Genomic DNA, 18,141 nt, shown 5'->3' on the forward strand with positions numbered 1-18,141 from the left:
GTGGTCGCGCGCCGCTTACGGAGTGCTTACGACCACGGCACCGGTAGCGTCGATGGACGCCTACTTGGCGAGGACGTCCTTGGGGACGGGCTTGTCCTCGGCCAGCGCGTCGAACAGGCGCAGCGCCTTCTCCCGATCCCACTTGACGACCGCCTGACCGTTGATGGTGGGCAGGGAGCCGACCGGGACGACGGTGGTGACCGGGTTGTCGCCCATGGCGAGACCGAGGGAGAGCAGGTCGAAGGCGCCGGTCTCCTCGCCCACGGACACCGAGTCGGCGGCGCTCAGCGCGAGCGGCACGGAGGTGAAGGGGTTGATCAGGACCCCGGGGCTGGCCGCCTTCTTCACCACCGCGGAGAAGAACTGCCGCTGGCGCTGGGTCCGGTCGAAGTCCGGGATGGCACCGGTGGCACGGGTACGGACGTAGCCGAGGGCCGTCCCGCCGTCCATGAGCTGGAGCCCCTTCTTCAGGTTGATCCCGGCCTTGGGGTCCTTGATGGCCTGCTTGACGTCGATCTCGACCCCGCCGATGGCGTCGACGATGCCCACGAAGCCGCCGAAACCGATCTCCATGTAGTGGTCGAGCCGCAACCCGGTCACCTTCTCCACGGTCTTGGCCAGCAACTTGGGGCCGCCGTCCTGGAAGGCGTAGGCGGCGTTGAGCTTGTCGCTGCCGTGGCCGTCGATCGGCACGTAGGAGTCACGCGGCAGGCTGACCAGGGTCGGGCGGCCGTCACCGTCGGGGATGTGCAGCAGCATCATCGTGTCGGTCCTGCGGCCCACGGCCTTGCCCGTGGCAAGCTTCTTACGCTGTGCCGCGGTCAGGCCCTCCCGGCTGTCGGAGCCGACCAGCAGCCAGTTGGTGCCGGGGGTGTCGGCGGGCCGGCCCTCGTAGTCGGCGAGCGCCTCGATCCTGGTCAGCCGGGAGTTGATCATGAAATATCCGCCGATGGCCACGACCAGCAGCACGACGAGCAGCCCGGCGAGGATCCGCACGATCAGCCTGCCCGGACGCTTCGGGCGCCAGCCCGGCAGCCGCGGCCCGCCGCCACCACCCGGGCCGCCGGAGCCGCCGGAGGGGGCGTTCAGCGGTCTGACCGGGCTGGAGCCCGACCTGGCCTTGCCGTACACCCGCGAGCCTCCTCGTGGGGGCGGTACCTCCTCGCCCGCGGACGTCCCCCGCCGGGCGGACCCCGCCGGCCCGCCCGGCAAGGGGTGGGCGGGCTGCCCGGCCGCTCGCTGCGGCGCGGGCCCCGGCGTGGGCGACCGCAGCGCGCGAGTGCGATCGTCGTCTTCGGGCCAGTCAGCCACGTCGTGTCCCGCCACTTCTTGATCTCATGGTGAAAACGTCATTATCGACGCTACGTCGCGGCTCACGCGCATGCCGCAGGGTCCCCAAGGTTTCCCTATGTAAATGTACTCAGACAGGTTGTTAGCCACCGACAATGCGATCGTCTGCTGATCCGGAAACATCAACCCCTACCCGGATCGTTACGGTAGAGAACTACCTCTGCTCGAAAGGATGATCGTGTCCACTCCGGACTCGTGGAGTACCTGCCCGTGCAAACGCACGGGAACCGCTGAACCGACCGGGAGAGCTACCCGGTGAACACGGCTCTGGGCCTGCTGGCCGTACTTCTGCTCACCCTCGCCACCGGCTATTTCGTCGCCCAGGAATTCGCCTTCGTCGCAGCGGACCGCGGTGTGCTGCGTGAGCAGGCCGACTCGGGCGACGTGGCCGCGGAACGGGCGCTGGAGGTGACGGGACGCCTGTCGTTCATGCTGTCGGGCGCGCAACTCGGCATCACCGTCACCGCGCTGCTCGTCGGTTTCATCGCCGAACCCGCCATCGCCACGGTCATCCGCCCCTGGCTGGAGGCCGCGGGAGTCCCGTCGGGCGCCGTGCCCGGCATCGCCGTGGCGCTGGCCGTCGCGGTCGCCACCGTCATCCAGATGGTTCTCGGCGAGCTCGCCCCCAAGAACCTTGGCATCGCCCGTCCCGAGCCGGTGGCGAAGTTCCTCGCCCGCTCGACGTTGATCTACCTGCGGATCGCCGGACCGGTCATCCGGCTGTTCGACTCCGCCGCCACCGGCCTGTTGCGCCGGGTCGGCGTCGAGCCGGTGGAGGAGATCGAGCACGGCGCCAGCCCCGAGGAGCTGTCCCGGATCATCTCCGAGTCCGCCAGCACCGGCGACCTGCCGCCACGGCTGTCGGAGCTGCTTGAGCGCGCGCTGGAGTTCGGCGACCGTACCGCCGAGGACGTCATGGTGCCGCGTCCCCGCGTGGTGCTGCTGAGGGAGGAGCGCCCGATCTCCGACCTGATCGAAGCCGTCCGCAGGCACGGTCACTCCCGCTACCCGGTGCTCTGCGACCAGAACGGCGACGACGTGGTCGGCGTCACCGGCGTGCGCGAGCTGCTCAAGTCGGGGCTGAGCACCGGGACGCTGGAGAAGATCACCCGTCCCGCGCTCCTGGTGCCCACCTCCCTGCCGCTCCCCGTCGTGCTGGAGCGCATGCGCGCCGCCCGCGACGACCTGGCGTGCGTCATCGACGAGTACGGGGGCCTGGCCGGCGTGGTCACCGTCGAGGACCTCGCCGAGGAGCTCGTCGGCGAGCTCGTCGACGAGAACGACCCGGAGCCCGCGGGGGTCGTCGCGGGTGAGGAGGGCACCTGGGACCTGCCTGGCACGCTCAGGCTGGACGAGATCGAGCGGGCCATCGGTCTGCAGCTCCCGGAGAGCGACGACTACGACACCGTCGCGGGCCTCGTGCTCGCCACCCTCGGCCGGATGGCCGAGCCCGGTGACAGCGTGACCGTCACGCTGACCCTGCGGAACGACCCCCTGGAGAACGACGGCGCCGACGAGAAGGACGCGCTGCTCACCGTGCTGTCGGTGCACCGCAGGGTCCCCGAGTGGGTACGACTGTCGCTCGCCGTACCGCAAAAGGACGATCCCGTGGGGGACGCGACGCCGGGAACGGCGGGGAGAGAGGATGATCCGGCGATGACCGCGCCGCAGATGATCGAGCCTGTCCCGGAGACTTCCATGATCGAGCGGAGCGGGGTGAAGCGACGATGAGCACCACCGCCGCCCTACTGCTCGGTGTGGCCCTGCTGATCGGCAACGCCTTCTTCGTCGCCGCCGAGTTCGCGGTGATCTCAGCCCGCAGGCACCGTCTGGAGGAGCTCGCGGGCAAGGGCGGCCGGTTGACCCGGATCGCCGCCCGCGCCGCCGTGCGCGGCGGCAGGGAGCTCTCCCTGATGCTGGCCGGTGCGCAGCTGGGCATCACGCTCTGCTCGCTCGGTCTGGGCATGGTGACCGAGCCTGCCGTCGAGCATCTGCTGGAACCGGTCTTCGGCGCGGTCGGCGTGCCCGAGTCGCTACGGGTCCCCATCTCGCTGATGATCGCGCTGGCGATCATCACCTTCCTGCACATGGTGGTCGGCGAGATGGCTCCCAAGTCGTGGGCGCTGACCCATCCCGAGATCGCCGCGATGGGTCTGGCCCTGCCGTTCCGCGGCTTCACCTGGGTCGTCAGGCCGGTGCTCGCCTCGCTCAACGGCCTGACCAACGGGATCCTGAAGCTGTTCGGCGTGCATCCCAGGGACGAGCTGGCCACCACCAGGACCCCTGTCCAGCTGGCGATGCTGGTCGGTGAGTCGGGCCGGATGGGGCTGCTCGACCGGGACGAGCACGACCTGCTCACCCGGGCCCTGCGAGTCCACCAGCAGCCGGTCGAACGGTTGATGCTGCCGCTGGCCAAGGCCACCTCGGTGCCCGGCGACGCGACGGGCACGCACATCCGCGAGGTGGCCGCGCGCGACGGGCACCTGCGTCTGCTGGTCACCTCCGGCCAGCCGCGCGACGTCCTGGGCGTGGTGCACATCAGGGACATCCTCGTCCGGCCGGATGCCAGCCCCGCGGAGCTCGCCCGGCCGGTGCCCCGCCTGGACAAGGCCACCACGATCCCCGACGCCGTCTCCGCCCTCCAGGACGCCCACGCGCACCTGGGTCTCGTCACGGACGACGGCGGCGAGGTGGTCGGCATGGTGAGCCTCACGGACCTGCTCGGCGAGATCCTGGGCGTCCGGGTGCTCGCGACCCGCTAGTGCGGCGGCCGGGGCCCCTCACCGGCCTCCTGGGCACTCCGTGCCGAGGTCGCCCCCGAGGCGCCCCGCCGTCGCACCCGGTGAACACCGGTGGGTGCCGGTAGGTGCCGCATCTGCGGGACCACCTCGTCCCGGATCGGCCCGCCGATCCATCGACTCGGCGGGCCGGCGGACGCCGCGGGCCGGGGGAGATCATCTCCCCCGGCCCGTTTTCTCTGTCAGCGTAATAAGTCAACCGGCAAACCCATGCAAGTCATCCGAAAGCGATCAGCAAGCGTGGACGGGTAGAACGGGAAGGCGTGCCGCACCGCCCCAAAAACCACAAGACCCATACGTAAGCCCCGAGACTTCTCTATAACGGAGCGAGCGGCTACCTTGATCGATGATCGACTCGGTCCGCCACGAGACCTCATGGATGGCTCAGATGAATGCGCGGTTTCCCAGGAGACGGCAAGACCCCGGTCGCGGTATCCGCGTAACCGGGGTCATGATCTTGTGGGCGAGGAGGGATTTGAACCCTCACGTCCTTTCGGACACACGGACCTGAACCGTGCGCGTCTGCCGTTCCGCCACCCGCCCTTGTTGGGTGCGGTCGAAACATTAGCACGTATCAGCCGGTACCCACGAACCCGGATACGATCCTCCTAGATGCGAAAGCGGAGCAGCTGGGTGCGAGAGAGCGAGGACCGAGCCAACGAGCCCCCAAGCGGCCGCGACCACATAGACGGAGGAGGGGAGGTACCCGGTGGGAGTCCTTCAGCGTTTCGAGCGGAGGCTCGAAGGCTTGGTTGAAGGGGCCTTTGCGCGGGCGTTCAAATCTGACCTTCAGCCGGTAGAGGTCGCCAGTGCGGTCCAACGAGAGATGGACGAGCGGGCGGCGATCGTCGCCCAGGGGCGCACTCTCGTGCCCAACGACTTCGTGGTCGAGCTGTCCACGACCGACAGCGAGCGACTGGAGGTCTACGCGGACAGCATCAGCCACGAGCTGGCCAACCTCGCCAGGGAGTACGCCAAGGAACAGGGATACTCCTTCGTGGGACCGGTCAGGGTCCGCTTCGAGACGGCAGACGACCTCGCGGTCGGCCTGTTCCGCATCCGCTCGGGCGTGATCCGTGGCGCGACGGTCGAGCAGGACGAGATCCGCCAGCCGGTGAGCGACGTGCCCACCGCCAAACCGCACGCGTTCGGAGGCCGCCCCCGCCTGCTGGTGTCCACCCAGGACGACCCGCAGGGCCAGCGGTCCTTCGACCTGACAACCCCGGTGACCCTGCTCGGCAGGGGCACCGACTGTGATCTACGGCTGGTCGACCCGGGTGTGTCCCGGCACCACGCCGAGCTACGGGTGGAGGGTCCCCAGGTCGCGCTCGTCGACCTCGGCTCCACGAACGGCACCTTCGTCAACGGCCAGCCGGTTCGCCGGGTCGAGCTCCAGAACGGCACTCGCGTGACGCTGGGGCGAACGACTCTGGTTTTCCGGCGCGATTAAAGGTAAATAGACGGTCCATGTCCGAGCTCACGCTGCTGCTGATCCGGCTCGCTTTCCTCGCGGTGCTGTGGTTCTTCGTGATTGCCGCGGTCGGCGTGATCCGGACGGACTTGTTCGGATCACGCACGGCCGCCGTCGTCCCCGCGCGCAAGGTTCCCAAGCCGGTGAAGCCCGCGGCCAAATCCAAGAAGGGGGAGCCACGGCAGATGGTCGTCACCGGTGGCCCCCTGCAAGGCACCACCATTACCCTCTCGGAGACGCCCATCACCATCGGCCGGGCGAACGACGCGACGCTGGTAGTCAGCGACGACTACGCCTCCAGTCGGCACGCCCGGCTCTTCCCCCAGGACGGTCAGTGGATCGTGGAAGATCTCGGCTCGACCAACGGCACTTATCTCGACCGCTCAAAAGTCACCCGTCCGACTCCGGTGCCGCTCGGTGTTCCGATCCGCATCGGTAAGACCGTCATCGAATTGCGCAAATGACCATCGCACTCCGTTACGCCGCCCGCTCTGACGTCGGCCTCCTCCGCGAAGGCAACGAGGACTCCGCCTACGCCAGCGGCCGCCTGCTCGCCGTCGCGGACGGCATGGGCGGCCACGCACACGGCGAGGTGGCCAGTTCGGTCGCCATCGCCGCGATGTCCTCACTCGACGCGGACGCCCAGGGAGGTGACCTGCTCAGCACCATCGAGGCAGCGGTACGCGACGCCAACCGCAAGCTGCACGAGATGGTGGGCCGTGATCCCAGCCTCAAGGGCATGGGCACCACCCTCACCGCCATGCTCTGGTCCGGGACCAGGGTCGCCCTGGTCCACGTCGGCGACTCCCGGGCCTACCTGCTGCGCGCGGGAGAGCTCTACCAGATCACGCACGACCACACGCTGGTGCAGTCGCTGGTGGACGACGGCCGGATCACCGCCGAGGAGGCCGCCACCCACCCACAGCGGTCGATCCTGCTCCGGGCGCTCGACGGCAGCGGTGAGGTCGACCCCGACCTGTCCCTGCGCGAGGCCCAGGTCGGCGACCGCTACCTGCTCTGCTCCGACGGCCTGTCCGGGGTGGTGAGCGCGGAGACCCTGCACCACACGCTCTCCACGATCGAGGATCCCGACGGGGTGGTCCGCACCCTCATCGACCTGGCCAACCGGGGCGGTGGTCCGGACAACATCACCTGCGTCCTGGCGGACGTGCTGGAGGTGGACGAGAGCTTCGTCCCGCGCACCGAGGCGGCCGTGGTCGGTGCCGCCGGCTCCGGCATGCCGCGGTCCCAGCCACCGGACACCCCGGCGGGACGTGCCAGCGCGGTCACCATGCCGCAACCGGTCATCGCCGACGACGATCCCGACGAGCCGATCATCAGGGCCGCCGCCAGGCCGGCCAAACGTCGCCGGCTGTGGCCCCTTGTGGCCGCGGCGGGCGGTGTCATCGTCATCGGAAGCGGCCTAGGCTGGTACTTCGGCGGGCAATGGCTGGACGATCAATACTTCGTAGGGGCCAGAGGTAACGAAATCGTGGTTTTCCAAGGCGTGAAGACCAACCTCGGCCCCTTTGAGCTTTTCGAGGTCGCCCAGAGCACCGCAGAATCGATCACGACCCTTGGTGCGTTCCAGCAGGGCCAGGTCCGCGACGGCATCCCCGTCCCCACCGTCGAGGCAGGCCTGAAAAAGATCGAAGAGCTGAAGTCGTCCGCGGCCAAGGCCGAGGAGAAGGCCGAGCCGACCACGTCGCCGAGCGCCTCCGCGTCCTCCACGCCCCGCACCCCCAGGGCCCCCGAACCCGCAAGGTCACAGTGAACCCATGAGCACCCCTAGCGCCGAGCCTGTCCCGCTTCCCGCCAAACGGCGGTTGGCCCAGCTGGCGATGCTCGCATTCGCGGTCGCCATCGTGATGCTGGCGTACGCCAATGTGGGGCTGGCGCTCGACAACCAGGTCCCCGCGGGCATGCTCACCTACGGCCTCGGCCTGGGCGGTCTCATGTTGGCCGCCTACCTGGTGCTGGCCAAGTTCGCGCCCTGGGCCGACCCGCTGATCCTGCCGCTGGTGACACTGATCAACGGCCTCGGGCTGGTGATCATCTATCGGCTTGAGGCGGCCGGCATGGACGGAGCCTCGGCCACCAACCAGCTTCTGTGGACCGCCGTCGGGGTCGTCATGTTCTCCGTGACGCTGATCGTGCTGCGCGACCACCGCGCGCTGCAGCGTCTGACCTACACCGCGGGTGCCGTCGGCCTGGCCCTGCTGGTCTCGCCGCTGCTGCCGTTCCTCGGTCAGGAGATCAACGGCGCCCGCATCTGGATCGGCATCGCCGGCTTCAGCCTCCAGCCGGCGGAGTTCACCAAGCTCGCCCTGGTCGTCTTCTTCGCCGGTTACCTGGTCGCCAAGCGCGACGTGCTGGCCCTGGCCGGGCGGCGGCTGCTCTTCATCGACCTGCCCCGGGCCCGCGACCTCGGCCCGGTGCTCATCACCTGGGGCCTCAGCCTGGGCGTGCTGATCCTGCAGAAGGACCTCGGCTCCTCGCTGCTGATCTTCGGCACCTTCATCGCGATGCTCTACATCGCCACCCAGCGCACCTCGTGGGTGCTCATCGGCATCCTGCTCTTCGTCGGCGGGGCAGTGCTGGCGGGGCTCATCTTCGATCACGTCGCGGCCCGCTTCGAGGTCTTTCTCAACCCGGAGGACCCGGAGCTGTACGAGCGCACGTTCGGCGGCAGCTACCAGCTCATGCAGGGCCTGTTCGGCATGGGCCAGGGCGGCGTTCTGGGCACCGGTCTCGGCCAGGGCCACCCCAACCTGATCCCGCTCTCCTTCTCCGACTTCATCTTCACCGCCGCGGGTGAGGAACTCGGCCTGACCGGGCTGATGGCCCTGCTGATGGTCTACGCCCTGCTGGTGGAGCGCGGCCTGCGCACCTCGATCGCGGCCCGCGAACCGTTCTCCAAGCTGCTGGCGGGCGGCCTGTCGTTCATCCTGGCGTGGCAGGTCTTCATCATCGTCGGCGGCGTGACCAACCTGATCCCGCTGACCGGCCTGGTCACCCCGTTCATGTCCCAGGGCGGATCGGCGCTGCTGGCTAACTGGATCCTTATCGCGCTGCTGGTACGCATGTCGGATACGGCGAGGAAGCCTCCGCCCCAGGCCATCCAGGACGAAGGAATGACGCAGGTGTTCCAGCGATGAACGGTCCCCTCAAGCGCGCGGCCCTGGCCTGCCTGCTCATGTTCGGCCTGCTCATGATCAACGTGAACTACCTGCAGGCCGTGCGGGCGGAGGACCTGCGCGCCGACTCGCGCAACACCCGCAACTTCTACGCCCAGTACGAGGTCGAGCGCGGCCGGATCACCGCGGGCGACAAGGTCCTCGCCGAGTCGGTCGACACCGGCGACGCCAAGTTCCGCTTCCAGCGGCGTTACCCCGAGGGCAAGCTCTACGCGCCCATCACCGGGTTCTTCGCACCTGAGAGCCAGCGCGACATCGAGCGGACGGAGAACCGCCTGCTCAACGGCACCAGCGCCGACCTCCTGATCCGGCGGAGCATCGACCTGTTCACCGCCAAGCGGAGCAAGGGCGCCAACGTCGACCTGACGATCAACCCCAGGGCGCAGGAGGCCGCCTACAAGGCGCTGGGCGCCAGCGGCAAGAAGGGCGCGCTGGTCGCGATCGAGCCGAAGACCGGGGCGATCCTCGCCATGGTCTCGATCCCCACCTACGACCCCAACCCGCTCTCCAAGCCCGACAAGGCCACCGTCAACGAGGCCTACAACAAGCTGGACAAGGACAAGGACAGGCCGCTGGTCAACCGGGCCATCGAGCGCACCTATCCGCCGGGCTCGACCTTCAAAGTGGTCACCATGGCGGCCTATCTGGAGAGCGACGACACCCTTGGCCCGGAGACCCAGGTCGACGCGCCGCAGGTGCTCGACCTGCCCAACACCACCGCCGACCTGCCCAACTACGGTGGCGCGGCCTGCGGTGCCGGGCGCGTGACGCTCTCGTTCGCGCTGGAGAAGTCCTGCAACACCCCGTTCGGCAAGATCGCCATGGAGCTCGGCTACGACGCGCTGCGCGACCAGGCCGCCAAGTTCGGCATCGGCGGCGAGCCGTTGTCGATCCCGCTGCCGGTCGCGGGGAGCGGGATCGGCCCCGAGGAGGACCTGGCGGCCCTCGCCCAGGCGTCGATCGGCCAGCGCAGCAACCAGATGACCCCGCTGCAGATGGCCATGATCGCCGCCGGCATCGCCAACAACGGCGTGGTCATGAAGCCGTACCTGGTGAACAAGATCGCGGATGCCGAGGGCGGCGAGATCGAGACCGCCGACCCCGACGAGCTGGACACCGCGATGAGCGAGGACAACGCGCGCAAGCTCCAGGAGATGATGGTCAACGTCGTCAACAAGGGCACGGCGAGCGCGGCGCAGATTCCGGGCGTGACGGTCGGCGGCAAGACCGGCACCGCCGAGACCGCCAGGGGCCAGGCACCCCACGCGTGGTTCATCTCCTTCGCTCCCGCCGAGGACCCCAAGGTCGCCGTCGCACTGATCGTCGAGTCCGGAAGCGCGGGTGACGACGCCTCAGGTGGTCACACCGCCGCCCCGATCGCCAAGAGCGTGATGGAAGCGGTGCTGGGTAGATGACCGCGTTGCTCGGGGGCCGATACCGCCCGCTGGGGCGTATCGCGTCGGGCGGCATGGGCGAGGTGTGGCGGGCCAGGGACGAGTTGCTCGGCCGCGAGGTCGCGGTGAAGCTGCTCCGTGCGCACGTGGCGGAGGATCCCGCCTTCCGGCAGCGCTTCCGCTCCGAGGCCCGCATCGCGGCCGGGCTGTCCGACCCGGGTATCGCGCAGGTCTTCGACTATGCCGAGAGCGACGGCGTCGCCTACCTGGTGATGGAGCTGGTGCCCGGCGAGTCCCTGGCCGGCATCCTGGCCAGGGACGGCGCGCTGAGCACCAAGGTCACCCTCGACGTGGTCCATCAGACCGCCAGGGCCCTGCAGGCCGCGCACCGCGCGGGGGTCATCCACCGGGACATCAAGCCCGGCAACCTGCTGGTGACCGAGGCGGGCGTGATAAAGATCACAGACTTCGGCATCGCCAGGGTGCTGGAGGCCGCGCCGGTCACCCAGACGGGAGTGCTACTCGGCACCGCCCAGTACGTCAGCCCCGAACAGGCGTCCGGCGAACCGCTGACGCCCGCCACCGACATCTACTCCCTCGGGGTGGTCGCCTACGAGTGTCTGGCCGGCCGGGCGCCGTTCCTCGCCGAGACGCAGGTGGCGATCGCTCTCATGCACATCGGCGAGCCCCCGCCGCCGCTCCCGGAGAGCATCCCGCCCGCGGTCCGTGATCTGGTCATGGCGTGCCTGTCCAAGGACCCGCTGCGGCGCCCGGCCGGCGCCAGGGAGCTGTCGGAACGGGCGGACGTGCTGCTCGACGCACTGGCCGCCACCGACGCCACCGGTCTTGGCATGCTCACCGACCCCTCGGGCTGGCGCGCCGAGCCCGCGACCGAGTGGCCGCAGGAGATCACCTCGGCCATGGCCGCACCCGTCGGCCCCGCCGCAGGTGCGGGCGCGGGCGCGGGTTCCGGGGCGGGTTCCGGGGCTCGCGCCGGTGCGGGCGGAGGTTCCGCGGAGGGCGCCGGCGGGGGTGCCGGGGCGGGCGGGACGCCCCCGGGTACCGGGCCTGCGCCTCATGGGCGTCGTCGCCCGCGCCGGAGAACAGTGATCGTCGCCGTGGTCGCGGCATGCGCCGCCGCGGTCGGGTTGGGCTCTCTGGCGGCCTACGAGCTGACCGGCCGGCCGGGCGGCAGCGAGCCGGAGAAACCGGTCGTACCGTCGAGCCCGGTTATCGAACCGCCGACGGCCACGCCGAGCCGGAGCGCGTCTCCGACGAGCAGACCACCTGTCGCGCCGACGAAGACGGTCCGCCCCTCGGTCACGCCGTCGGCTACGGTAAGCACATCGGCCACGCCCACCGCAACGCCGAGTACGTCACCACCGCCCAGCCCCAGCCCCAGCCCGACGATTCCCACCCCGACGCCCACCACCCCGACGGTGACACCGAGCCCCACACCGAGTACGACTCCCGAACCCGGCGATACAGACCAGCCGAATGGGGAGACGTGATGCGGCAACGGGTCGATGATGGACACCGGTGGCCCAAGAGCCCACCGGCACCCAAGATGAACGGTAAGGGACAGTGCAGGAAATGACTCAGCCCCGACGCCTCGGCGATCGCTACGAGCTTGACGGCGTCGTCGGGCGTGGCGGCATGGCCGAGGTCTATCGCGCCCGAGACATCCGGCTGGATCGGATCGTCGCCATCAAGACCCTCCGCGCGGACCTGGCCAGGGATCACATCTTCCAGGCGCGGTTCCGCCGGGAGGCTCAGTCCGCCGCGTCGCTGAACCACCCGTCCATCGTCGCGGTCTACGACACCGGCGAGGACGTCTCAGAGGGTGCGCCCGTTCCCTACATCGTGATGGAGTACGTCGACGGCCGCACGCTGCGCGACCTGCTCCGGGCCGACCGGCGGTTGCTGCCCGAGCGTGCCGCCGAACTGGTCGACGGGATCCTTCGGGCGCTGGACTACAGCCACCGTGGCGGCATCGTCCACCGGGACATCAAGCCGGCGAACATCATGATCACTCGCAACGGCGACGTCAAGGTCATGGACTTCGGCATCGCCCGCGCGATGGCCGACTCGGCCGCGACCATGACACAGACCGCCCAGGTGATCGGCACCGCCCAGTACCTCTCGCCGGAGCAGGCCAGGGGCGAGCGGGTCGACGCCCGCAGCGACCTCTACTCCACCGGTTGCGTGCTGTACGAGCTGCTGACCGGACAGCCCCCGTTCACCGGCGACTCGCCCGTCGCGATCGCCTACCAGCATGTGCGCGAGGAGCCGATCCCGCCGTCGCAGATCGACCCCGACATCCCCCAATGGGCCGACGCCATCGTGCTCAAGGCGATGGCCAAGGACCCGGCGCACCGCTACCAGAGCGCCGGGGAGATGCGGGCCGACATCCAGCGGGCGATGTCCGGCATCCCGACGGATGCCCAGACCATGGCGCTGTCCAACAACTACGGCTCGGCCACCCGGACGATGCAGGCTCCCGGGCCCGGCGGCCCGGCCACCCAGCGCACCACCGCCGTCCCGGCGTACGAGTACGGCGAGGAGGGGGGCGGGCGCACCGGCGAGCGGGGCCGGCGCCGGCAGCAGAGCAGCAACACCGCGGTCAAGACCGCGGCGTGGATCCTCATCCCCCTGCTGGTCATCGGCGCCTTCGTCGGCGTGGGCTACATGTTCCTCAGCTCCCCCGGCACCCCCACCGCCTCGGGCAAGGTGAAGATCCCTCCGCTGGCCTCGCAGACCATGGAGGCGGCGACCAAGGCGCTGACGGACCTCGACCTGAAGGTGAAGACGGTCCAGGCGTTCGACGAGGAGATACCGAAGGGTTCGGTGATCGACACCGAACCGGCGGCCGACACCGAGGTGGACAAGAACTCCGAGGTGACGCTCAAGGTCTCCAAGGGCATCGAGAAGGTCGAGGTGCCCTCCGTGCTCAACATGACCGTGGAGGACGCCAGGCAGGCCCTTGAGGACGCCGGCTTCCAGGTCAGCCTGCAGAGCAAGCCCTCCAGCCGGAAGCAGGGCATCGTCTTCGAGACCCTGCCCGAGGCGGGCAAGAAGGCCAACAAGGGCAGCACCGTGCGAATCTACGTGCCCAAGGAGGCGGTGGAGGTCCCGAGCGTGGTCAACCTCACCGTCGGGGACGCCAAGAACATGCTCAAGGAGGCGGGCTTCAAGTGGAAGGTCGTCGAGCAGCCGAGTGACCTGCCCAAGGACACCGTGCTGAGCCAGTCTCCCGAGGCGGGCGGCAAGTACCAGCCGGGGACGACGATCACGCTGATCGTGTCGAGCGGGCAGGCGCCCCAGCCGACCGAGCAGCCGACCTACCCGTCCGAAGAGCCCACCATTCCCGACGAGCCGACGGACGACACGCCCACGCAGCCCGACGACGGCACCATCTTCGACGAGTCGCCACCCGACGGGACCTGACCCGGAACACCTGGCGAGCACATGAGAAGGCCCTCGCGATCGCGGGGGCCTTCCTCGTTCCCCGTGACCTTCCGGCATCGCCTGTGCGAGAGCCCGGAAACGGGGAAGAGCCCTTCCGCCACTCGGGGGCGATGGCGGAAGGACTCTCACTGGTCAATCGCCCAGGAAGGGCGCCGCGTTACAACAATCTTTCCAGCCAGTTTCCGAGCAGCCGATGACCGTGTTGGGAGATCACCGACTCGGGGTGGAACTGCACGCCCTCGACGGGGGCCGTACGGTGGCGCAGGCCCATGATCACGCCGTCACCGGTGGTCGCGGTCACCTCAAGGATCTCAGGAACCGTCTCGGGCAGGACGGTCAGCGAGTGGTAGCGCGTCATGGTCGTCGGCGACGGCAGGCCGGCGAAGACGCCGCGCCCGTCGTGCGTGATCGCACTGGTGCGGCCGTGCACCAGTTCGGGGGCCCGCGAGACGGTCGCGCCGTGGGCGATGGCGATGGCCTGGTGCCCCAGGCAGACGCCGAGTAGCGGGATGCCGTGGGCCTCGCAGTAGCCGACGAGCGGGACGCTCACGCCCGCGTTCTCCGGGGTGCCGGGGCCGGGGCTGATCAGAACCCCGTCGAAGCCGGCGGCGTCCTCGACCCTGACCTGGTCACGCGGCCGCACGTCGCAGGTGGCGCCGAGCTCACGGAGGTACTGGACGATGGTGTGGACGAAGCTGTCGTGGTTGTCCACGACCAGGACGCGGCTCATCAGCCCACGCCGGTCGGGTCGAGGGAGATGCGGGGTTCGATCCAGGGGAACACGAAATACCAGAGTACGGCCGCGACCAGGGCGACCAGTACGGCGGCGGTGAACACCCTGACCGTGAGGTTTCCGGGAAGCAGCCGCCAGATCCAGCCGTACACGAGACTCCTTCTCCGGGTTGTCGGGGTTGGTTGCCGGGGCTATTCGGGTCGTCCGAGGCGGTCCTGGCTCCGGTCCAGCGCACCGAAGACGACGAGCCGCTGGGCGGCCGAGTACTTCGGGTGGCAGGTGGACAGGGTGATCGTCGCCCTGGTCGGCGTCTTTCCCGGCTGTTCGGGGACCGGGGCGATGACGCCGATCTCGGTGGGGTCGACGACGCGCCTGCCGGTGACCCGGTAGGTGTAGCGGGCCTCGCGGGCGTCGAGCACGATCTGGTCGCCCCGCTGGAGCTCGTCGATGCGGCCGAACGGGGCGGCATAGGTGGTCCGATGGCCCGAAAGAACGAAATTACCGATTTTTCCTGGCATGGCGGTTCCGGGGTAGTGCCCCGGTCCCATCCGCAGCCGGTCCTGGTCGACGCCCTCCACGACGGCGTACCGGTAGTCGTCGCCGAGCCTGGGAATCGACAGCAGCGCGACCGCCCCGCCCAGCCGGACCGGACCGGGCCCGTGTCCCCGGCCGGCCTTCCCACCCTCGATGAGCTGCCTTTGCAACAGCACCTGCTGCTCCGCGGTGTAGGAGCCGGTGCCCCACAACAGGTAGGCGCAGAAGAGCAGGATGACCAGGCCGGCGGTGATGCTCAGATCGCCCATGACCCTCAACACGGCTCTCACGAAGGGCAAGGCTAGCGACGGGACACCCGCCCGGCGGGAACGGATCACGGGTCCGGCAGAACATTTGCCGCAGTATGGTGCCTCACGGAATCGCCATGGCCCACCTGCGCGGACTATCCTTACACGGGACTTCACCCACCAGCGACTACGCTAATCGACATGGCCTGCGCACGGTCCGGATCGCGCAGGGTTGACGCAGGAGAAGAACCCCAGTGCCCAAGCCCAAGACTCGCAAGAAGCCGGTCTACACCCCGCCGCAGACCTCACAGCAGATCAAGATCAGCCCGCGCTGGCTGGCGCCGGTCATGGTGACCTGCTGGATCGTCGGCATCCTGTGGATCGCCGTCTACTACGTGGCGCCCACCGCGCCCGTTTTCGGCGCCCTCCAGAACTGGAACCTGCTGGTCGGGTTCGCCTTCATCATCCTCGGTGTGATCCTGTCCACCCGCTGGCGTTAGCCTTTTCCACAGGCATTATCCACACCCTGGGGAAGCATCAGGGTGTGGATCAACCGTAGATGCCGAGTTCGGCCTGGACGGCGAACGGCGGCAACGCCAGCACCAGCGCGACCAGAACGACCAGCATCGCCGCGCAACCTCCCCACTGGACGGCGTTGCGGTTCCTGGCCGGGGCGAAGGCGAACACCGCCGCGACCAGGGAGCCGGCGATCAGGCCGCCGAGGTGTCCCTGCCAGCTGATGCCGGGGATCACGAAGGTGATCACAGCGTTGATGCCGATCAGCCAGAGCACACCCTGGACGTTGTAGCCGAGCTTCCTGCCGAGCACGAACAGCGCGCCGAACATGCCGTAGATCGCGCCCGAGGCACCGACCGCGGCGATGCCGAACAGGTAGACCGCGACGGACCCGCCGATCGCCGCGAGGAGATAGAGCGTCAGGAACCTGGCCGAGCCGAGGCGCCGCTCCAACTCGGGACCGATGACGTAGAGAGCCCACATGTTGAACACGATGTGGGTCAGGGCCCAGCCGCCACCGCCGAGCGGCATGTGCAGGAAGGCCCCGGTGATCAGGCGCCACCACTCACCGTCGTAGGCGACGGCGTAGGAGTTCATCGTGAAGTTGGCCAGCACCCAGTCGGTGCGCACGGTCTCGGCGAAGTAGGCCAGGACGTTGAGAACCAGCAGCGCCCAGGTGACCCGGGGCGTGACGACCGCCCGGCCGCCGAACACCGACTGCGCCTGCCTCATGCCCCTGTTGCCCTCCGCCACGCACTCGGGGCACTGGAAGCCCACCGCGGCCTCGCGCATGCAGTCGGGGCAGATGGGGCGCTCACAGCGCTGGCAGCGGACGTAGGTCTCACGCCCTGGATGCCGGTAGCAGTTGGGGACAACGGTGTCGGGGTCGCTGGACGGCTGGGTGGTCATGGTCTGTGGCTGGCCCCTTCGCGCGTTCTGTTATCCCCAGACTGCCAGCCTATTCACGATCCCGAGTGCCCGTACACACATAAACGGCGACTGAGCGACGCCGGCCGGAAACGCGAACGGCGGCCTCCACAGGAGGCCGCCGGGCGAGAGATCAGCTCTGCACGCGCTCGATGGTCACCGATTCCAGGACCACGGGCTCGGTGGGGCGGTCGCGGGCGTCGGTGTCGGTCTTGGCGATGGCGTCCACGACGTCCTGACCCTCGATCACCTCACCGAAGATGGTGTGCTTGCCGTTCAGGTGCGGCGTGGGCACCACGGTGATGAAGAACTGGGAGCCGTTGGTGCCGCGGCCCATCTGGATGCCCGCGTTCGCCATGGCGAGCAGGTACGGGCGGTTGAAGTAGAGATCCGGGTGGATCTCGTCGTCGAACTTGTAGCCGGGACCGCCGACACCCTGACCCAGCGGGTCGCCACCCTGGATCATGAAGCCCGAGATGACCCGGTGGAAGATGGTGCCGTCGTACAGCTTGGCGGTGGACTTCTGGCCGGTCTCCGGGTGCACCCACTCGCGGGTGCCCTCGGCGAGCTCGACGAAGTTGCGCACGGTCTTGGGCGCGTGGTCCGGGAAGAGCTGGACCTTCACGCTCCCGCGATTGGTGTTGAGGTTCGCGATCAACTTCTCAGCCATGATCGGACTGCCCCCTTCAGGTTGTGGCAATGCCTATGCAACGTATTGCTTTTGTAGCGCTTTGACGATTTCGGCCGGAGCCGATCCCTCATGCATCCTCCCACGGGCCGTCATGATTGAGCCGTCTTCGAGCGGGAAGGGGTGGCGACGGGGCCCCAACGAATGGGGAGGTTGTTGTGCCTCTAGCACTGTTTGGAAAGCGCCACATGAAGATCGTGGCTCCGGAAAGGCGGCTGCGCCACGCGAAGGCTCAGGCTGTCCTCGTCGTGGATCGGGTCAGCCCGCTGGCCAGCCAGGCCCGCGACGTGGCCGGCCAGGCCTTTGGGATGGCCGATCATGCTCGCAACGTGGCCGGTGAGAAGATCATCGTCGCACGCGGGTGGGCGGCACCGAGGCTTGACGCCGCCGCGCACTCGATCGAGGAACAGCTCGCGCCGAAACTCAGCGCCGCGCTGTCCCAGGCTGCCGCGAGGATTGATCCCAAGCCCACCAAGTCCCGCGGATGGCCGATGGTCCTGCTGGTCACCGGCGTCGCGATCGGAGCGGCGGGCTACGCGCTGTACCGCAAGAACGCCGACCAGTGGGCGGACACCCTGAAGGACAGCACCTCCGACGCGTCCCAATGGGTGGGACACAAGATGGGGGCGATGGCGGGCAAGGCCTCCGACGTGACGGACGACGCCACGTCGAAGGCCGAAGAGATCGGTGGCAGGGCCGACGCCAGGGCGGAGCACACGTCCAAGAAACTGCCCTAGCGGTACGACGTACCCGGGTCGGCCGACCACGGCGTACGTCACCGGCCGGGGAACGGCGTGAGGTCGCGGGGGGCGCCCTC

General features: G+C 68.9%; 17 protein-coding genes and 1 tRNA gene. 11 read left to right on the forward strand and 7 right to left on the reverse strand.

What is annotated here, in order from left to right:
- Positions 1–60: 60 nt before the first annotated feature.
- Positions 61–1,131, reverse strand: a complete 1,071-nt coding sequence (locus tag ABZU75_RS39330) for an LCP family protein (protein ID WP_355566158.1) — start codon at positions 1,129–1,131, stop codon at positions 61–63.
- Positions 1,132–1,605: 474 nt separating this feature from the next.
- On the opposite strand from ABZU75_RS39330, the gene ABZU75_RS39335 reads away from it, so the two are divergent.
- Together ABZU75_RS39335 and ABZU75_RS39340 are read left to right on the forward strand one after the other, a co-directional pair.
- Positions 1,606–3,081, forward strand: a complete 1,476-nt coding sequence (locus ABZU75_RS39335) for a hemolysin family protein (RefSeq protein WP_355566161.1) — start codon at positions 1,606–1,608, stop codon at positions 3,079–3,081.
- Positions 3,078–4,112: a hemolysin family protein gene (locus tag ABZU75_RS39340; protein WP_355566164.1), complete on the forward strand. Its 1,035-nt coding sequence runs from the start codon at positions 3,078–3,080 to the stop codon at positions 4,110–4,112. The genes ABZU75_RS39335 and ABZU75_RS39340 overlap by 4 nt, the downstream gene beginning before the upstream one ends.
- Before the next feature lie 496 nt (positions 4,113–4,608).
- Here the strand turns inward: ABZU75_RS39340 and ABZU75_RS39345 are convergent.
- Positions 4,609–4,691, reverse strand: a tRNA-Leu gene (locus ABZU75_RS39345).
- A 166-nt stretch (positions 4,692–4,857) separates the two neighbouring features.
- Between ABZU75_RS39345 and ABZU75_RS39350 the strand changes: the two genes are divergently transcribed.
- The 7 genes from ABZU75_RS39350 (at position 4,858) to pknB (ending at position 13,657) form a co-directional block, all read left to right on the forward strand.
- Entirely contained in the window at positions 4,858–5,598 is a 741-nt protein-coding gene (locus ABZU75_RS39350; protein ID WP_350913967.1) for a DUF3662 and FHA domain-containing protein, read from the forward strand.
- Positions 5,599–5,615: 17 nt separating this feature from the next.
- Complete coding sequence (locus tag ABZU75_RS39355) at positions 5,616–6,083, forward strand: FHA domain-containing protein (RefSeq protein ID WP_350913965.1); 468 nt, start codon at positions 5,616–5,618, stop codon at positions 6,081–6,083.
- The gene (locus ABZU75_RS39360) at positions 6,080–7,393 is read left to right on the forward strand and encodes a Stp1/IreP family PP2C-type Ser/Thr phosphatase (RefSeq protein WP_355566169.1); all 1,314 of its coding nucleotides are present in this window, start codon (positions 6,080–6,082) and stop codon (positions 7,391–7,393) included. The genes ABZU75_RS39355 and ABZU75_RS39360 overlap by 4 nt, the downstream gene beginning before the upstream one ends.
- 4 nt (positions 7,394–7,397) lie before the next feature.
- Positions 7,398–8,777 carry an FtsW/RodA/SpoVE family cell cycle protein gene (locus ABZU75_RS39365; protein ID WP_355566172.1) on the forward strand — a complete coding sequence of 460 codons (1,380 nt, stop codon included), beginning with the start codon at positions 7,398–7,400 and terminating at the stop codon, positions 8,775–8,777.
- Positions 8,774–10,231 carry a penicillin-binding protein 2 gene (locus ABZU75_RS39370; RefSeq protein ID WP_355566175.1) on the forward strand — a complete coding sequence of 486 codons (1,458 nt, stop codon included), beginning with the start codon at positions 8,774–8,776 and terminating at the stop codon, positions 10,229–10,231. Before ABZU75_RS39365 ends, ABZU75_RS39370 begins: the two co-directional genes overlap by 4 nt.
- Positions 10,228–11,721: a serine/threonine-protein kinase gene (locus ABZU75_RS39375; protein ID WP_355566178.1), complete on the forward strand. Its 1,494-nt coding sequence runs from the start codon at positions 10,228–10,230 to the stop codon at positions 11,719–11,721. Before ABZU75_RS39370 ends, ABZU75_RS39375 begins: the two co-directional genes overlap by 4 nt.
- A gap of 82 nt (positions 11,722–11,803) precedes the next feature.
- Positions 11,804–13,657 carry a Stk1 family PASTA domain-containing Ser/Thr kinase gene (pknB, locus tag ABZU75_RS39380; RefSeq protein WP_355566181.1) on the forward strand — a complete coding sequence of 618 codons (1,854 nt, stop codon included), beginning with the start codon at positions 11,804–11,806 and terminating at the stop codon, positions 13,655–13,657.
- 178 nt (positions 13,658–13,835) lie between these two features.
- Here the strand turns inward: pknB and ABZU75_RS39385 are convergent, their stop codons facing one another.
- From ABZU75_RS39385 to ABZU75_RS39395, 3 genes are read right to left on the reverse strand one after another with little or no spacing between them, the layout of a single operon-like run.
- Positions 13,836–14,408, reverse strand: a complete 573-nt coding sequence (locus ABZU75_RS39385; protein WP_355566184.1) for a gamma-glutamyl-gamma-aminobutyrate hydrolase family protein — start codon at positions 14,406–14,408, stop codon at positions 13,836–13,838.
- Positions 14,408–14,563 (reverse strand): hypothetical protein, encoded by a 156-nt coding sequence (locus ABZU75_RS39390; RefSeq protein ID WP_355566187.1) that lies wholly within the window; start codon positions 14,561–14,563, stop codon positions 14,408–14,410. Before ABZU75_RS39390 ends, ABZU75_RS39385 begins: the two co-directional genes overlap by 1 nt.
- 39 nt (positions 14,564–14,602) lie before the next feature.
- Entirely contained in the window at positions 14,603–15,235 is a 633-nt protein-coding gene (locus tag ABZU75_RS39395; protein ID WP_355566190.1) for a class E sortase, read from the reverse strand.
- Between the two features lie 212 nt (positions 15,236–15,447).
- Between ABZU75_RS39395 and ABZU75_RS39400 the strand changes: the two genes are divergently transcribed.
- On the forward strand, positions 15,448–15,693 hold the full coding sequence (locus tag ABZU75_RS39400; RefSeq protein WP_355566193.1) for a cell division protein CrgA: 246 nt from the start codon (positions 15,448–15,450) through the stop codon (positions 15,691–15,693).
- 49 nt (positions 15,694–15,742) lie between these two features.
- Here ABZU75_RS39400 and ABZU75_RS39405 read toward each other — a convergent pair whose 3' ends face one another.
- Positions 15,743–16,618 (reverse strand): rhomboid family intramembrane serine protease, encoded by an 876-nt coding sequence (locus ABZU75_RS39405; protein ID WP_350913946.1) that lies wholly within the window; start codon positions 16,616–16,618, stop codon positions 15,743–15,745.
- A 151-nt stretch (positions 16,619–16,769) separates the two neighbouring features.
- Positions 16,770–17,306: a peptidylprolyl isomerase gene (locus tag ABZU75_RS39410; protein ID WP_343970656.1), complete on the reverse strand. Its 537-nt coding sequence runs from the start codon at positions 17,304–17,306 to the stop codon at positions 16,770–16,772.
- Positions 17,307–17,512: 206 nt separating this feature from the next.
- On the opposite strand from ABZU75_RS39410, the gene ABZU75_RS39415 reads away from it, so the two are divergent.
- Positions 17,513–18,061 (forward strand): hypothetical protein, encoded by a 549-nt coding sequence (locus ABZU75_RS39415; RefSeq protein WP_355566198.1) that lies wholly within the window; start codon positions 17,513–17,515, stop codon positions 18,059–18,061.
- Positions 18,062–18,141: the final 80 nt, after the last annotated feature.

This window comes from Streptosporangium sp. NPDC005286, from assembly GCF_040607515.1.
Classification (GTDB): domain Bacteria; phylum Actinomycetota; class Actinomycetes; order Streptosporangiales; family Streptosporangiaceae; genus Streptosporangium.

Excerpts from the sequence above, each read along its gene's own strand:
- ABZU75_RS39340 (WP_355566164.1), top strand. The coding sequence starts at position 3,078 with ATGAGCACCACCGCCGCCCTACTGCTCGGTGTGGCCCTGCTGATCGGC.
- ABZU75_RS39355 (WP_350913965.1), top strand. The coding sequence starts at position 5,616 with ATGTCCGAGCTCACGCTGCTGCTGATCCGGCTCGCTTTCCTCGCGGTG.
- ABZU75_RS39360 (WP_355566169.1), top strand. The coding sequence starts at position 6,080 with ATGACCATCGCACTCCGTTACGCCGCCCGCTCTGACGTCGGCCTCCTC.
- ABZU75_RS39365 (WP_355566172.1), top strand. The coding sequence starts at position 7,398 with ATGAGCACCCCTAGCGCCGAGCCTGTCCCGCTTCCCGCCAAACGGCGG.
- ABZU75_RS39370 (WP_355566175.1), top strand. The coding sequence starts at position 8,774 with ATGAACGGTCCCCTCAAGCGCGCGGCCCTGGCCTGCCTGCTCATGTTC.
- ABZU75_RS39375 (WP_355566178.1), top strand. The coding sequence starts at position 10,228 with ATGACCGCGTTGCTCGGGGGCCGATACCGCCCGCTGGGGCGTATCGCG.
- pknB (WP_355566181.1), top strand. The coding sequence starts at position 11,804 with ATGACTCAGCCCCGACGCCTCGGCGATCGCTACGAGCTTGACGGCGTC.
- ABZU75_RS39385 (WP_355566184.1), bottom strand. The coding sequence starts at position 14,408 with ATGAGCCGCGTCCTGGTCGTGGACAACCACGACAGCTTCGTCCACACC.
- ABZU75_RS39405 (WP_350913946.1), bottom strand. The coding sequence starts at position 16,618 with ATGACCACCCAGCCGTCCAGCGACCCCGACACCGTTGTCCCCAACTGC.
- ABZU75_RS39410 (WP_343970656.1), bottom strand. The coding sequence starts at position 17,306 with ATGGCTGAGAAGTTGATCGCGAACCTCAACACCAATCGCGGGAGCGTG.
- ABZU75_RS39415 (WP_355566198.1), top strand. The coding sequence starts at position 17,513 with ATGAAGATCGTGGCTCCGGAAAGGCGGCTGCGCCACGCGAAGGCTCAG.